Source organism: Nitrosomonas sp. Nm166, from assembly GCF_900112825.1.
Taxonomy (GTDB): Bacteria; Pseudomonadota; Gammaproteobacteria; order Burkholderiales; family Nitrosomonadaceae; genus Nitrosomonas.
Genome location: NZ_FONE01000010.1, coordinates 21,265 through 36,740, shown reverse-complemented (window position 1 = coordinate 36,740; position 15,476 = coordinate 21,265). Strand labels below are relative to the sequence as shown.

The following is a 15,476-nucleotide window of genomic DNA, read 5'->3' as shown; positions in this document are numbered from 1 at the left end:
TTGGTATGTTCCCAGTATTCATTTCACATCTCCTTTTTCGGTTGATTAGGTTTAACGGTCATAGTACGGCGACATCTTGGCAACGAGGAACGGAAACTCCTCGGTCACGTCGACACGCACAAAAAATTTCTCCGTGAAATCGGTATTACGATTGGTATAGGAAAAGATCACATCGACGATGTTGCGCGTGCTGCTCAAGGGCGAGGGACGCACTTCCACGCCAGTCAATGAAAAATCCTTGGCAAATTGCTCGACTGTCTTTGCATAAATGGCGGGATAGCGCATGACGAGGTAATTCAAGACACGATGCTCATCAGTTGCGCCAGCATTGTCTGTCATCTGCATGATCCGATTGAACAGCTCTTCAGCCGCCGGGCCGAACTGCGCATCGGTGGTCTTTTCTGGCTTGGGGATAGCCTTGATGAGCGTATCGCGATCAAAGGAATAGATCTGGTCGAACAGGACGATGGGCACCATCAATCCATTGCACATCTGCGGCGGAGCAATGGGGCCACGCAGGCCAATGACGACATCGATGTCATTGGGTGTAGGGGCAGGACGGATCGCTTCCACCAGCAGATCGATGTCCGCCGGGTCGCGCGGCTGCAACAGATAGGTTTCGAGTCCTTGGATAGTCAGCACCCAGCAAAGCTGGCGCACCAGGTAGCGGTTCTCGCGCTTGGACAAGACGGCGTGGAAGGTTTGTTGATCGGTCTTCCCGGCGGTATCTGCCCGTCCCGTCGCCTGGGCAAATTCCTTTTCCGCTGCCAGATTCGGGAAGCGTGCTTCCACCCGGCCGATAGCATAGACATAAGAAACCGTGCCAGTACCATTGGGGAGCATCGAACCGGCAGCCCCGCTACAGCCACAGGCACCGCCTTCCACCTGCGGAAGAATTGCGGCATTTTGGCGGACATCTGGAGAAGATGGGCTTGCCATTATATCATGCTCCGCTTGCGCTACTGGCTGCTCTATCGTTTCAGTCTGTTCGTTCATACTTTCTCCTTCGTAATAAGTCTTGTGTTACTTAACTAGCTTGTGAATCCCCATGCAAATGATTTCGCTACCTCGGCTGTTGACGGGTGAAAACCAGCCAGCGGTTGAGCATCGCCGCCCGCTGTTTGCAGCCGCCACAGGGCTTAATGCCAAAATAGGCAGTTGTCCGTTGAATTGCATCGCCCAGCCCGATCTCCTCATCGCTAATAAATCCAGGCAAGCGCATCCGATGAGGCAAGTGCTCGCTCTGGTGCAAAGAGTCATTCCGTTTGCTTTCTTTTGTCATGAAAGTTACCTCCTCGCGTTCATTGTTAACAAAACTTGGTAGGCTGCCGCGGCATCCAATAACGGTGGAACCACCGAGGCTCGTCGTGGTAAGACAGCCTGGGTGATGGCCAGTTTGATTTGTGCCGCCGTTGCCGCAGGAAACTCTGACCACAGCAGCGCAATCGCACCGGTCACAAAAGGTACAGCAACACTCGTTCCGCCCAGGGTGAGTAACTGTCCTGCCGCATTTAAACTGGTAACAGCGTCGCCAGGTGCGCATAAACCGCGTTTTCCGATTGAATTGCCCAGATTCGACTCATTCATCGGTCTGCCTTGAAGATTGCAAGCGACTACCGGGATAATCCATGGATGGCGGGTGATGGCGGTGCTGCCGAGTGTGCCTTGGTTGCCTGCCGCAGCGACGATAATGACGCCGCGTTTGGTGGCATGATCCAGCGCCAGCTCTAACTCATGCTCTCCTTTTGACGAAAGCTGTGCCAGCGCAAGGCTCAAATTGATGCAATGCGCCCCTTCTGCAATACATTCAATAATCGCCGCAGCCAGTTCCTCGGGTTTCGCGCTGGGCAGGTATTCACGCCCGGATATCGTCTCGGAAAAAATGGGACGAATCAGTAATGTGCAATCGGGGCAGATAGCCGGAGCGAAAGAACCCCGCTCTGCGCTTAAGATTCCGGCTACAAAAGTACCGTGCGAACAGGCTATGCTGCCCGCCTGCGCGCAGGCACCGCTACCGCTTCCGGCGATCTCGCGAATATGCTGACTGGCAAGCTCAGGATGATTCATCGCCACCGGACCATCAATGAGACCGATCCGCACATCACGCCTGCCGCGCGTCTGGTTAAGTAATGCAGTAAGCTTGACCAACTCCAGCGGCGTCATGGATTTTTCTTAATCCTTTTATTGTCAAGCGAAAAGAGCAGTCTTTTGTCATTACCATAATTTTTGCTCCTTTTTACTGTTAAATCAACTGATTACGTATCCTTTAATTAGATTCTCTTCAGCAATAAAGAGTTCACTATCGCCGCATCTTTCTTCTTACTTATAAACAGACCTTAGCTGTAACAATCATGTTGTAACCCGCACCCACTGCCCCATGGAAGGAACACGACTGGCGTTGAGAATGAACAACAAATACCAGCCTGGCGGGGCAAGATTGGTATTTGCCGGCATGTCAACCGTCAACACACCTGCCCCGATACCGCTCACTACGCATTCAAGTCCGCGTTGCGACATGTTGAAGCCGTGCGTTACCGCACCAGCACGTAGCAGCACCACTTCCGTGATATCGGCGGCATTCGGCGTAGCAATGTTGAAACTGGCACCGTAATTGACCGTAGCGGGTGCATTGGAAATTACCGGGCGCAGCATATCGAAGTAGTCGGGGAAGAAGCGCTCATGCGGAGTAGGCGCACCATTGGATTGTGGATCGCCGCCTGCAAGCACACTGCCATCGGCAAGCAGAATGAATGACGAGTGATAAGTACGAACATACTTCATCGCCGGACCCATCACCCATCCAGCGCCGGGATCACGCGGATCGAAGATCTCGCAGACGCCGCCATCAGGGCCACCGCTCACGCCACCCGCAACAAATATGCGTCCGTCGGGCAGCAGGGTCGCCGTAAATTGCTCAGCGCGTGGAATATTAAAGTCTGGCAGCGCAGTCCATGCAGGTACGGGTGCGGATAAGTCGATCATTTCAACCGTCTTTTGCGCAGCTGCAGGATTGCCGCCCATAATGCAGGCAATCGGCTGGTATGCAGGCGGACGCAATATGAACAACACAGAAGAACCCTTCTCACCGCCGGTACTGCGGTCTCCGTTGATTGTGCTGAACGCTTCTGGCGCGCCTGGCACAGCCAGATCGATGCGGTGCGTTGGATCATGCGGTCCGGCAATGAACAAGCGTCCATCAGGCAATAAATAGGTCCATGGGTAATACTGATGATGATTCATACTGGCTGGCATCGCAATGGGCGCTGCCCATCCAGCACCATGTGTATAGATCTCGATAGTTTTGACGTTGCCATACAGTGTAACGGCACGACCATCAGCCAATATCAGGGTAGTTGCATAGAAACGGTCACCAACGGTATCGGCAACCCGGGTCCAGGTCAACGATGCCGGATCGAACGTAAATGCTTTGTTAGGTGAAAATCCCCCGTGAATCAATAACGTGCCTGCTGCGGTATCGAGGATGGTATGCTCCGCTGACCATAGGTTGGATGTATTGATATCCAACCCTGGAGAATCGGCTGGCTGGTTAGCTGGCAGCAGATAACTGCCCGCCAGTGTTGAGTAATCCCATACGCGCGACTGATCGGCACGTGTGTAACCCCAATACAGCACACGCTGTGTATTGGGCAACAGCACAGAATGCATGAAGGCAACTTCGGGTGCACCAGGAACCTCTTCCCAGCGGCCACCGCCATGGCCGCGGCAAGGGTGCGGATTAACATCCGGGCAAGCATTGCTGCCATCATCCAGCGGCAAACCGGTGCGGTGGCTGATTTCATGCGCCATATCCTCTGTCAGCCATAAGCTCTGACGTGCGCGCACTAACCCCACCATACCGTTCATCATATGGTGATGAACGTGACAATGGAACAGGAAATCGCCTTTGAGCTGATGCAGTGTTGCTCCCGGCGGACGGTGTTCAGGCAATTGCGCTTTTTCCTCCTCGGCGGTCAGCAACAGCACCGGTGGAATTTCACTTTCGACGATGAATGATTCCGCCGGTCCTAAACTACGAACGTCGAGATACTCGCCACCGAATTTCCAGCGCATGGCATGGGGATGAAAATTGTGCCAGGTCGGACTGGTATCGAGATTAAATACATACCAGCGGATACGCTGGCCGCTGCGGCCGACAATGGTGGGTGTATTGCCGGTAAAGCCGCGGCCATTGATGCAGTGCGTTGGCATCGATGCACCCTGTGCTGAGGTAACGGTATGATGGGCATTGCTGTTGTTGATCCATTTGACCGTTCCTCCCACACCCACCGTTACCTCATCAGGCGAAAACACCATCGGCGGACCAGCCGCAATGGTGACCGTCACCGGGTCAGGCCCTCCGGGCACAACATGAACAATACCGGTCATTTCAGGATGGTGGCGGCAGAAATAATCATAATCGCCTGCCGTATTGAACACGATTTCGGCTTCACCCCCGAGTTCTTCGATATCATCCGTATCAAATACCGGTTTTGCCTCAGGATTCGACATCACATGAAGAAATACCGGTACATGATCGGTATTGATGACACGCCGTGGCAGTGCCAATTCCTTGAGGGTGAATTCTTCCAGAAAATCAAGCCGCTGCTTGAGGATCAAGCGCGTCTCATCTTTCAATCGTTGGGCATGGATATACGGCGCAAGTTGAATAACGGTTTCTTCATCAAACTCGAATAATTCTGGTATTTCCTTATCCAAAAATACCGGGGATCGTTCAAACCGCTCGATATCAAGATAAATCGGCCGCAATACTTCCCATGGAAACCTGAAGTGGCGGGGCGGCCGATCGCATGCACCAAGCACCACCACACCAGCGAATAAACCCTGATCGATCTTAGTATCGTGATGGTAAGTATGATCATGAAATGGCCAGGCACCCAGCGTATTATCAGGAACATCAAACGTATAAATCCATGTTTGTCCCGGGCAGATGGCATCCGATCTGCTGCCATGGTGAGCGGCTTGCGTGCCAAACGGCCATGAGCCATCGGAATCGATGCCATAACGCAATCCATGCATATGCAGCGAGTGCGGCACATCGTCGGTATTCCACACATGAATTTTCAGCCGCTGACATGGCCGGGTGTAAATAACCGTACCGGGAACACGATGAGTATAAACAGGCTCATTGATATCCGCAGCAATCAGCTTGTCGGGTTTGGGAATCAGGTAACCTGAGTCAAGATACGCGCGGTATACGACTGCAGTCAGCGCACGTGCATCGATTTCTGTTTGCGGAATCAAGCCATTCTCATGCCCATCCCCGCGCATGCAATCCCGGCCGTATTGCACTGGAGGTACTACCTTTTCCTGTGGTCTGACCGGACTGTAATGCTCGATCCGCTCGATTTTCAGATAAATATGACGCTCATCGCAAGCCAGCGGCTTTGGATGGGCCGCATGTATGGTGACGCCAGTTTGTGGATTTCTGATGTTCCATAGCACCGAGCTCTCGGTTGAAGCAAGCAGCTCGTTGTAACAGTAAACTCTAAAATAGAGATCCGGCCACCTGTCAAAGAATAAGTCATGGAATGCACTATCTTCAAAACTGATCGAAAAAGAGCCATCTGTCACTGTACTGGCAGAACCTAGATAATCGTCCAGAATGAAATCCTTGTCCCACACTTCGACACGCACACCGCCTATACCGTCACCGGTAAATGAATCGATGACTCGTCCTCTGATGTCATAACGCATAAGCCTTCCCTCCTCTTTTGTTTTTTATGACGGTATGCAGTGCATATCCACTCAATCCCATCAAAGTCACAAATAGTATGCCAGGATAAGATATCAATATACTGATAGATAATAATTTTCCAGATTAACCATTAGAACCGCGGATATTTCATACCCCCATTACCAGCATTTAAATTAACTCATTGGTTAGAGGCACTTGCTCATAAGCACATGCATCAATCAAATCCATTTATGGGTCAAAATAAACCCAGCTTTTAAATATAAAAAATAAGCATCCCAAAACTTCCAATTATGTCAGTTTCTCGAATTACCCATGAATTGTCTATGCGTAATTTAACTTAAGAAATCGCAGATCAATTCGGCGAACGTGATGAAGCGCGAGGCGCACGGAACGCAGCAACCGAGACATATCAATCAGATAGACGAGGAGCGAGTTCCGCGCAACGAAGCGATTCGCCCGTGCAATCAATTAATCAGCGTTTCCTTAAAGAACTCTTGATTTTTATCAACGTACTCGGCTAAGCTGAGTGCAAAGGTAATATATAGAGTGCTGGCTGATTGAAAAACAAAAGTAAGAGAGGTGATACAGAACCTTACGTTCTTTGGTTATAAACTATCTTGAAAATCCAGAGGGGAAAATAATGCAACCCATAGGTAATAACGCTCGATTGCTTTCTAATGACGTTCTGGCAAAGTGGCTACTGGAAGATTTTCCGTTTCGCATACAACTTTCAACGGCTTTCCCCTTTCTTCCCGTCGCAGGTGATGCACTGCGGTATGCAACGACCGGGCCGCTGATACCGGGGATAGCTATTGGTCAATGTGGCACCATCGCCGAGGATACCAAACAGCCCAATGACACCAACCGGATTTACCGTTTTGCCGAGATTGCTACGCAGTTCCGCGTCTGCTACAAAGCGCAGGACATCTTCTCCTCAAATGTGAACGACCAGGTCGCGGTGCAGATGGCGCTGGCGGTGCGGGAGCTGCTGTACAAGTTCTGGACATTGTTCGAAAGCGGTGACTCATCGGTCAACCCGGATGAATTCGATGGCCTGCTGAAGCTGGTGGATCCTTCGAAAGTAGTCGATCTGGGAGGACGCGAGCTGACGCTGGAAGATATGGACAGTGCCAAGGAGATGGTGCGCACGAACGATGGCCGACACACAGTGATCTTCACCAGCAGCATCGGTAAACGCGCAATCCATGCCGCCTACTGGAACCGGGCAGTGGCGCCAGAGTATGAAGAAATGACCTTTCCCGGCCCCGATGGCAGCAGCAGAATGCAGCAAGTGCTCAAGTTCGACGGCGCACCTGTTTATATCAACGACCTCAACCAGATCTATGCATGTGACGGCAGTAAGCCGGACAAACTGATTCCGCCGGAAAAAGCCCTCAATCTGGACGGGTTTGATCCATCGGTCGCAACCAACATCTGGTTTTTTGTCTTAGGGCAGGGAAATCTGCATGGCATCATGCCGGAGAAGGCACGCAGCATTATTACCCGCTCCACCATCCAGGCAGACGCTTCCACGCTGGTGTACCACCTGACGATGCCGGTGGGAATTGCGCTGGGCAGTGCCTGTGCCCTTGCAGTGATCAAGAACGCAACGATTCCGAAAGGCGACGGCTATAGCTCGAAGCGTAAGGGATGATGATCTCGCTGATCAAACGAGAGGAGAGACAGAATGCCCAGAAAGGAAGACGAACGGCCGTGTCCTGATTGCCAGCCCGAAACCCGAACCCGTGGCAGACGAACAATGAAAATCTCGCCGCAGGCGCTTGAACTATTGCGCAGTGCAGCAATACCGGCAGAATTCCTGAAGGCCGCACGGGAATTCGCTCCCTCTACGGAGGTGCTACCGCCGGCCGCCCCGGAAGATTTCCCAGGGCCTGCCGAAATGGAGAGACCGCCTGTGGAGAGGCCGATGCCGGAGATGCCCACTGAAGTATGGCCGGAGGAATTTCCCGAGCCACAGCTTGCGGTGCCGATTGAACCGAAGTGGAAGGACGTTTCCTGGATGACACCGGAAGTGCTCCCAAAACCGCTGACAGAGGTTGGGAGAAAGGAAGAAGCCGGGGCGATTTATCTCACCGACCTGACGCTCAATTTGAGCGGGGTTAAGCATATGACGCCGGGGCTGCTGCAACTTACTGGCTTGCCGATAGATCAACTCATGCTTCGCTTTGCCGGTGATGGCGGAAATGAAGATGAGGACAAAGGCAACGGCAAAGCCAAAGGTAACGGCAAGGTTGTCACGATTCCGGAAACGTCTCAAGGGACAATCCCGCCTAAGATTGCGGGCGACCCTGCAATCCCGGGCTGGTGTGTGATTGCGTGGATCTTGACCGGTGCCAAAGGAGGCCACAAGCATGCACAGGGCGCGACCGACTGGGGAGGATTCAATAAGGCCCTTGGAACCCCCACGCAGCAAGCAGTAGATAGCATAGCCAAAGACATCCGGGAGGCAAACAAGATTTTCAAAGCCAGTCCCTGTACCGCCATGCAACTCGATCTTTGCAAAGTGTATGTTCTCGACACCAGCAAGGTCGTTGCTCCTGACCAGCCCGGGGGTGGCACCAAGAAGCTGGCTGAGCTGGTGTTTACGAACGGCATTGTTTATGGTGAAAGTGATCCGGATCCGATCGATTGGCTGTTTGTGACGCTGGAAGTCCATTTTCGCGCTGAGTTCAACCGCCAATGCATCCATCTCTTCTACGCGAATGACGTCCAACAATCAAAAGCAAACCCGGACTTACCTGGCATAGAGACAAAGGGGTACAGCAAGCAGAAAAACTCTGGCGCAATAGGAGAACCTTATACGCCCATGGGGGTCGTCGAAGGAGATTTGGGAAGAAATATCGCCCACGAAGTAATCCACTCCACGGGGCACGAATTTCACGTCAAAGACAAAATCCCAGCCCCCGATGACCCCATAGACGAGAAGGACCCCACAGGCCCCAAAAACAAAGACAGCCCTGATCGTATGAAACTCATCGATAACATGAAAAAGGTCGATGATGAATACAAGAAAGATACAAGCTCGGATCAGGATAACAATATCATGCAGAAAACCTATACAGGCGACCGCATTCTGCCCTCTCAGTGCAAGATCATCCAAGACTTTGCTCACAAGTTTCTTGAACCTTGTCGGGGGAAATAGGGGAAGAAATAGCCATCTTCGATCCGGATCAAAGCACAGCAGCGGATAAATAAGGCGGGAAACGCACAACATGAGACCACCCTTCATAGACGACACCATCGAGAACGACCGGGATATCAAAAACTTCGAGGTGGAGTGCAAATGCTCTGCAGAGGTGATCTGGTTTCGTCTACCGATAGAATGGACTGAGGCCGAAGCGAGTCAGCAAATCACAGACGCAAAGACATGGTTCAGGAAGTATTGCATCGAACTGACATTCAAGGAATTTGCGCTCGATCCCCCGCTGCGCAAGCCCGGCGAGAAAGAGAAGAAGTTTGAGGAGAGAACGAGGGAGTTCGAAAAGAAAAAGAAGGAGCTCGAGACCCTCCTTAAGCTCTATGAGTCTCGGACCATCCAGATCCCAAAGGGAAAGGGAGCACTCCAGGAGACATACGTCAAAGTCCAAGAAACAGTAATGGACATCTATAGTGTCATTGCCACTGCGCAGCCAAAGAAACTCATTGTGCTATTTCTGGACGAGTGGTGGGTCCCCCTCCACCCTGCGGGCACCAGAGTGCATGCCAGCGCCAATCACCAAACAGAACCGCTCATCGGGTTGAATCGATACGATCGAGCAAGTCCCTTGATGCTGGCGCACGAACTGGCCCACGGCTTGAGGCGGGTCGTCGGTCCCCGAAAAAAGGGGGTAAAGGTTCTCGATACGGTTTTCGAGAGAATCGGAGAACCGGGAGTGCCTCCGGATCTCGTCATTCCATACAGCACGAAGTGCGTCAACAAATTCAGGAAAACCAACCAGGTCAAAGATAAGAACTTAATACCTCGGCCGTGGCACGATCATTACCCTTCCGGAAAAAGTGATGGAAACGCCATCCTTTTCATAGCTCGAACCGACTTCCGCCAACCCTGGCCGTACACCCAAAATCACGTCTTCACGGTACTCGAATATCTGACTATTGTGGCAGCTGGCTACGTGAGCTGCACTGAGGGTTGTGATGTGGAGCAGGAGACCCGGACACCCTTTTATTTGAGCGATGTACTGTTTGAGCTGGGCGGGGTTGCCCATTCGACACAGGGACTTCGCTACCCACTCCTGAGGGGTACGCTACTTCCTGCCGAATTCACAGCAGTCGTGCAAGAAGAAATGCCGGACGTGGAAATAATGAGCCTTCCCACTCTGGAAGAATCTCCAAGCCCTTTCGGAATCAATGAAACCTCGCTCGAGCAGCCGCAGGTTTCCGCTCCGCCGATTGAGATGCTGGTGCCGGTAGGTTCAGTGTCCTGGCCGGAAATGCCGACTCCGGACAGGGATGTTAATGCGTTTTATCTGCCCGACCTGGCGTTTGATATGACTGGCTTAGCGCACATGACACCGGGACTTCGCGACATCAATTTTTCCAACCTATCCTTGCTCGCCTTTAATCTTCCCGCATTGGGGCAAATGGCGCAAACCTTGTTATTGAGAATGAATGGTTCTGACGAAGAGACAAAGGTTAGCCCAGACGAGAAGATCATGATGTTTGGTGAGTTGGAAGAAGATGCCACGTTTGGCTTCACCAAGCAGGGGCTTGTCGATATGGCTTTTAAATTTATAGACGAGAACATCAACCCAATAATTCCAGAAGTTCCATTAGTTGGAAAAATACGAATAACAAAACAGCAGATAAAAGATATTGTTGACGCAATCAACCCTGAATTAGTGACAAACTTCACCTGTATCGGTAACTGTGAGAATTTCGATTCGATCCAAATCGAGCAGCAGGCACCCAAGCTCTACGGGCCGAAAAGCGCAGGCATTCCCATTCCCACTCTCGGCACGGTTTCCCTGACATTAGAGGTGGATGTCATAACAGCGCCAGCAAAAGCAAATAACTCCTGTGTCGCCGAAGAAGAATTGGATTATCAGCGCAAGTTAAAAGAATACAAAAAAGCCGCGGAGAAGTTTTTAGAGGATTGGAATAATTGGAATAAGAAAGCACAAGGCGAACCACCAATCCGGCCTAAAGCTCCTGAGCCTCCGAAAGAGCGATCCCAACCCGGCAGACAGATTCAACAGGACTTCATTATTAAATGGGATGTCACCATCAGCGGACTGGGAATCGAGTACACGGAAAAACTGTACAAACAAACCGTTACCCGCTACTCTCCGTGTTGTCCAATAATTCCTGGCGCTATGCCCATCCCTCCTGTACCTATCCCTCCCAGTACTATCCCAGAAGGTGAAGGTAAAAAAGAAGACGGCAAGGAGGAGGAGAAAGAATTTTTCTTTGCAGGTTTCGAAAACCTGGAAGAAACCGTTAACCCTCCGTATCCTCCGGCACTCGCTGGCAACATATCAGAAGAAACAGGAAGAGAAGAAGTCAAAATCGAGGAGCGAGAAAAACCAGTCTTCGTCATGGGGTTGGAAGATATCGCGGTCAGTGCAGAGGCACTTGCTGCCAAGTTCGTGTCCGTAAATACCGCTACGATCCTGTCTCAGCCCACTGAGCATACTGCAGCCAAAATAAACATTAGTGAGGGTTTATTCACTTCCCCGAGACCGAAGCGCACGCCTCGTTCTTAAAATGCGCAAAGCCAAGTAGAGCCATAGTGAAATCAAGCTATCCCGTTTATTGCATGGGCAAATATTCAACGCTGAAAATTGGAAATATGAATACCGGTATTACTGATTCTGTCCATTCTCTTGTGTAATTCTTCTCCTAGATTTAGTGCTTAGTAGCCACTGGCATAAGCAGATTATGCCAGTCTATCTCTGTCTAAAGCGCTTCAAATATACCAGCTGCGCCCATGCCGGTCCCAATGCACATGGTCACCATGCCATATTTCTGCTGATGGCGCCGCAATCCGTGCAGTAGGGTTGCCACACGAATGGAACCGGTTGCTCCCAACGGATGGCCCAGTGCAATCGCACCTCCCAAGGGATTCACTTTATTGCGATCCAATCCCAGCTCACGAATCACGGCGAGACTCTGCGCAGCAAACGCTTCGTTCAGTTCAATCCAGTCCAGGTCATCCTGCTTGATGCCGGTTTGCGCCAGCACTTTGGGAATGGCTTTAATAGGTCCTACGCCCATGATCTCAGGAGGCACGCCGACAACTGAAAATCCAATAAAGCGACCGATTGGAGATAAATTAAAACTTCGCATTGCCGCTTCACTCATCAGTACCACCGCGCCCGCACCATCGGACATCTGCGAGCTATTGCCTGCGGTTACCGAACCTTGGGCGGCAAAAACCGGCTTCAATTTAGCCAGCGCCTCGAGATTCGTATCCGCGCGCGGCCCTTCGTCAGTACCTTTGATAACAATCTCTTCATGCACTTGATGGGTAGCGAGATCCGGGCGTTTCTCATCTACTTGATAGGGAGCAATTTCATCCTTGAACTCTCCGGTTTCAATAGCTTTTAAGGCACGCAGGTGACTGGTCAAGGCAAATTCATCCTGATCTTCACGGGATACTTTCCATTGTTCCGCCACCTTTTCAGCGGTTATACCCATGCCATAAGCAATGGCGACATTTTCCTCATGCTCGAACATGGCCGGATTGATGGCAACCTTATTACCCATCATCGGTATCATGCTCATGCTTTCAGTGCCACCTGCAATCATTACATCCGCCTCTCCCAACCGGATACGGTCGGCTGCAAGCGCAACCGATTGCAGACCAGATGAGCAGAAACGGTTAATCGTCATGCCAGCGACATGATCGGGCAACCCTGCCAATAGCAGCGCCACACGTGCGACATTAATACCCTGCTCCGCCTCAGGCATCGCGCAACCTACGATCACATCCTCGACGGCTGCCGGGTCGAGTCCTTCACACTGTTTCATTACCGTCTGCAACACATGCACCAGCATGTCATCGGGACGCACGTTTCTGAACATGCCGCGTGGGGCTTTACCAACTGGTGTGCGGGCAGCCGCTACGATATAGGCTTCTTGAGTTTGCTTAGTCATTGGTTTCTCCGTGAATCGTCTATCTTGGAATACTTTAAAAGTGAATCACAGTTCGCACATCAGTTTCTCAATGGTTTGCCGGTTTTTAGCGTATGTTCAATACGCGCCTGTGTCTTTTCAGTCGCCAGCAATTCCATAAAGGCGGCGCGTTCCAGTTCCAGGAACCAGTCTTCATCCACCAGGCTCCCAGGCGTTAAATCGCCACCGCACATCACATGCGCCACCTTGCCGCCAATCAGATGATCATGCTCGGAAATAAAGTTTCCCTCACGCAAGTTAACAAGCTGGCTCTGGATCGTTGCAATGCCGGTATTGCCGGCCACCGGGATCTCCCGAGGTCTTAAGGGCGGACGGTAACCGGTTTCCGCCAGCGCCAGTGCCTGCGCTTTGGCGACATATAGCAGTTCAAAGCGATGCATTACCACAGTATCGGCGAGACGCAGATAACCGAGTTCTTTTGCCTGATCAGCGCTTTTTGCCAGTTCCGCCATCGCCACCGTCTGGAAATAATATTTCAATTGTGGAAAAGGATCGCCATCTTTGGCATTCTGCGCAGCTCTTAGCGCAAATTCCTTGCATCCGCCACCTGCTGGCAACAATCCAACACCTGTTTCCACCAGGCCAATATAGCTTTCCAATGTCGCCACGGCACGATCACAGTGCATGACAAATTCACATCCACCGCCCAATGCCAGCCCATCCACAGCGGCAACGGTTGGAATCATCGAATAGCGCAGTGCCTGCGAAGTCTGTTGGAACTGTTTGATCATGTTGTTAACTTCCGCCAGCTTCTTGGCCATCAATACATCAGCCAGATCAAGCTCGCGTGCCACTTGGAGCACTGTGGCCTGCGCCGACTTCTTGAATTTCTTTATCAATGACTGAAATGCCGATGGCGGTGCCGGTGGAGGAGGCGGTGCGCTGCTTGGCTTTGCATCCGATTTAGGGCGTTCAGTGGCTTTCTGCAAATTAGCTCCGGCTGAGAACGGTGGCTCGGTTTGCCAGATCACCAAGGCACGCCAGTTCTGTTCGGCTTCCTTGATCGCTCGCTGCACACCCGCCAACACTTCGATATCGACGGTGTGCATTTTGCTTTTGAAGCTGAGAATGGCGATTCGATCACCGGTATGCCACATCCTTACAGCGTCTGTCTCAAAAACGGTTTCGCCGTAGATCGCTTCTTCGCTGATTAACCGATCAGGAAACAGCTGGCGCTGATACACCGGAAGTTTTGAGCGTAACTGTATTTTTCCTGATGCCGGCGCAAAGGAACCTTGTGGTGCATGCACACCTTGCGTACCACTTGCGACAATGGTCATCACCCATTGTGGCAACGGTGTCTGACTCATACTTTTACCGGCTGCGATATCCTCCTGAATCCATGTTGCAATCTGTTTCCAGCCAGCTGCCTGCCAGATCTCAAAAGGTCCCTGATTCCAGCCAAACCCCCAACGCACAGCCAGATCCAGATCACGCGCACTATCTGCGATCGCTGGCAGCTGCACGGCACAATAATGAAACAGATCGCGGAAAATTGCCCATAAAAACTGCATCTGCGGCTGCTGGCTATTGCGTAACGCGGCAAACTTCTCAGCCGGGCTGCTGTATTTCAGCAAACGCTTCAGATCCTCGTCCGCTTCCGCGGCAGACGGCCGGTACGCCTGTTTTGCCAGGTCAAATACATGGATTTCATTCTTGATTTTCTGATACACCCCGCGTTTGACTTTCTCCCCCAGCGCGCCTGCCTGAATCAGGCCTTGCAGCCAATCCGGCACAGCAAAATAAGGATGCCAGGGATCATCTGGCAAGGTATCGCGCATGGTATTGATGACATGCGCCAGGGTATCCAGGCCCACCACATCGGCAGTGCGAAATGTGGCGCTTTTTGGGCGACCTATCAGAGTACCGGTGAGCGCATCGACCAGATCAAAACCAAAATTGAATTCTTTGCCGTGATGCATGGTGGCCAGCAAAGAGAACACGCCAATGCGATTGGCAATGAAATTCGGCGTATCTTTGGCACGAATCACGCCCTTGCCCAGATAGGTCACCAAGAATTCTTCCAAATGATCAAGCATGGCTGCATCGCTGACCTGGCAGGGAATCAGCTCGACCAGATGCATATAGCGTGGCGGATTGAAAAAATGGATACCGCAAAAGCGGTGGCGCAATGCTTCCGGAAAAGCCTCGGCTAATTGATTGATCGATAATCCGGAAGTATTGCTGGCGAAAATGGTATGCTCGCCCAGATAGGGTGCGACTTTTACGTACAGATCGCGCTTCCAGTCCATACGTTCGGCGATCGCTTCAATGACCAGATCGCAATCTTTCAGTAATTCAAGATTCTGATCGTAATTCCCCGCTTGGATGCAGGTGGCTTTGGCTTTGACCGACAGCGGCGCAGGCTCCTGTTTTTTGAGTTTCTCGACGGCTTTGATTACATTGGCATTGGGATTGTCCGCATCAGCTGGCAATTCAAACAGTAATGTTTCGATATTGGCATTCACCAGGTGCGCCGCAATCTGCGCCCCCATCACACCAGCTCCCAGTACCGCCACCTTGCGCACTAAAAATCTTTTATCACCCAATTTCGCCTCCTGCTTGATTCGATTATCGAATAGACCTGTTCATGGTCGAAAAGAGT

The 15,476-nt window shown here is 51.6% G+C and carries 10 protein-coding genes; 4 read left to right on the top strand and 6 right to left on the bottom strand.

What is annotated here, in order from left to right; all coding sequences use genetic code 11:
* Positions 1-51 precede the first annotated feature (51 nt).
* From BM021_RS04540 to BM021_RS04525, 4 genes are all read right to left on the bottom strand, one after another.
* The gene (locus tag BM021_RS04540) at positions 52-996 is read right to left on the bottom strand and encodes a cyanobactin maturation protease PatG family protein (RefSeq protein WP_090719331.1); all 945 of its coding nucleotides are present in this window, start codon (positions 994-996) and stop codon (positions 52-54) included.
* A gap of 67 nt (positions 997-1,063) precedes the next feature.
* Positions 1,064-1,282: a hypothetical protein gene (locus BM021_RS04535; RefSeq protein ID WP_090719329.1), complete on the bottom strand. Its 219-nt coding sequence runs from the start codon at positions 1,280-1,282 to the stop codon at positions 1,064-1,066.
* A 5-nt stretch (positions 1,283-1,287) separates the two neighbouring features.
* Complete coding sequence (locus BM021_RS04530) at positions 1,288-2,163, bottom strand: S8 family peptidase (protein WP_090719327.1); 876 nt, start codon at positions 2,161-2,163, stop codon at positions 1,288-1,290.
* Positions 2,164-2,349: 186 nt separating this feature from the next.
* Positions 2,350-5,715, bottom strand: coding sequence for a galactose oxidase-like domain-containing protein (locus BM021_RS04525; RefSeq protein WP_090719325.1), 3,366 nt, complete (start codon positions 5,713-5,715; stop codon positions 2,350-2,352).
* Between the two features lie 370 nt (positions 5,716-6,085).
* Here BM021_RS04525 and BM021_RS15990 point away from each other — a divergent pair, with 370 nt between their 5' ends.
* The 4 genes from BM021_RS15990 (at position 6,086) to BM021_RS04510 (ending at position 11,439) form a co-directional block, all read left to right on the top strand.
* Positions 6,086-6,214: a hypothetical protein gene (locus BM021_RS15990; protein ID WP_256207768.1), complete on the top strand. Its 129-nt coding sequence runs from the start codon at positions 6,086-6,088 to the stop codon at positions 6,212-6,214.
* Between the two features lie 142 nt (positions 6,215-6,356).
* On the top strand, positions 6,357-7,370 hold the full coding sequence (locus BM021_RS04520; RefSeq protein WP_090719323.1) for a hypothetical protein: 1,014 nt from the start codon (positions 6,357-6,359) through the stop codon (positions 7,368-7,370).
* Positions 7,371-7,475: 105 nt separating this feature from the next.
* Positions 7,476-8,879 carry a hypothetical protein gene (locus BM021_RS04515; RefSeq protein WP_143074292.1) on the top strand — a complete coding sequence of 468 codons (1,404 nt, stop codon included), beginning with the start codon at positions 7,476-7,478 and terminating at the stop codon, positions 8,877-8,879.
* A gap of 70 nt (positions 8,880-8,949) precedes the next feature.
* Complete coding sequence (locus BM021_RS04510) at positions 8,950-11,439, top strand: hypothetical protein (protein WP_090719320.1); 2,490 nt, start codon at positions 8,950-8,952, stop codon at positions 11,437-11,439.
* 193 nt (positions 11,440-11,632) lie between these two features.
* Here BM021_RS04510 and BM021_RS04505 read toward each other — a convergent pair whose 3' ends face one another.
* Together BM021_RS04505 and BM021_RS04500 are read right to left on the bottom strand one after the other, a co-directional pair.
* On the bottom strand, positions 11,633-12,832 hold the full coding sequence (locus tag BM021_RS04505) for an acetyl-CoA C-acyltransferase (RefSeq protein ID WP_090719317.1): 1,200 nt from the start codon (positions 12,830-12,832) through the stop codon (positions 11,633-11,635).
* A 59-nt stretch (positions 12,833-12,891) separates the two neighbouring features.
* Positions 12,892-15,366: a 3-hydroxyacyl-CoA dehydrogenase/enoyl-CoA hydratase family protein gene (locus BM021_RS04500; protein ID WP_371116120.1), complete on the bottom strand. Its 2,475-nt coding sequence runs from the start codon at positions 15,364-15,366 to the stop codon at positions 12,892-12,894.
* Positions 15,367-15,476 lie beyond the last annotated feature (110 nt).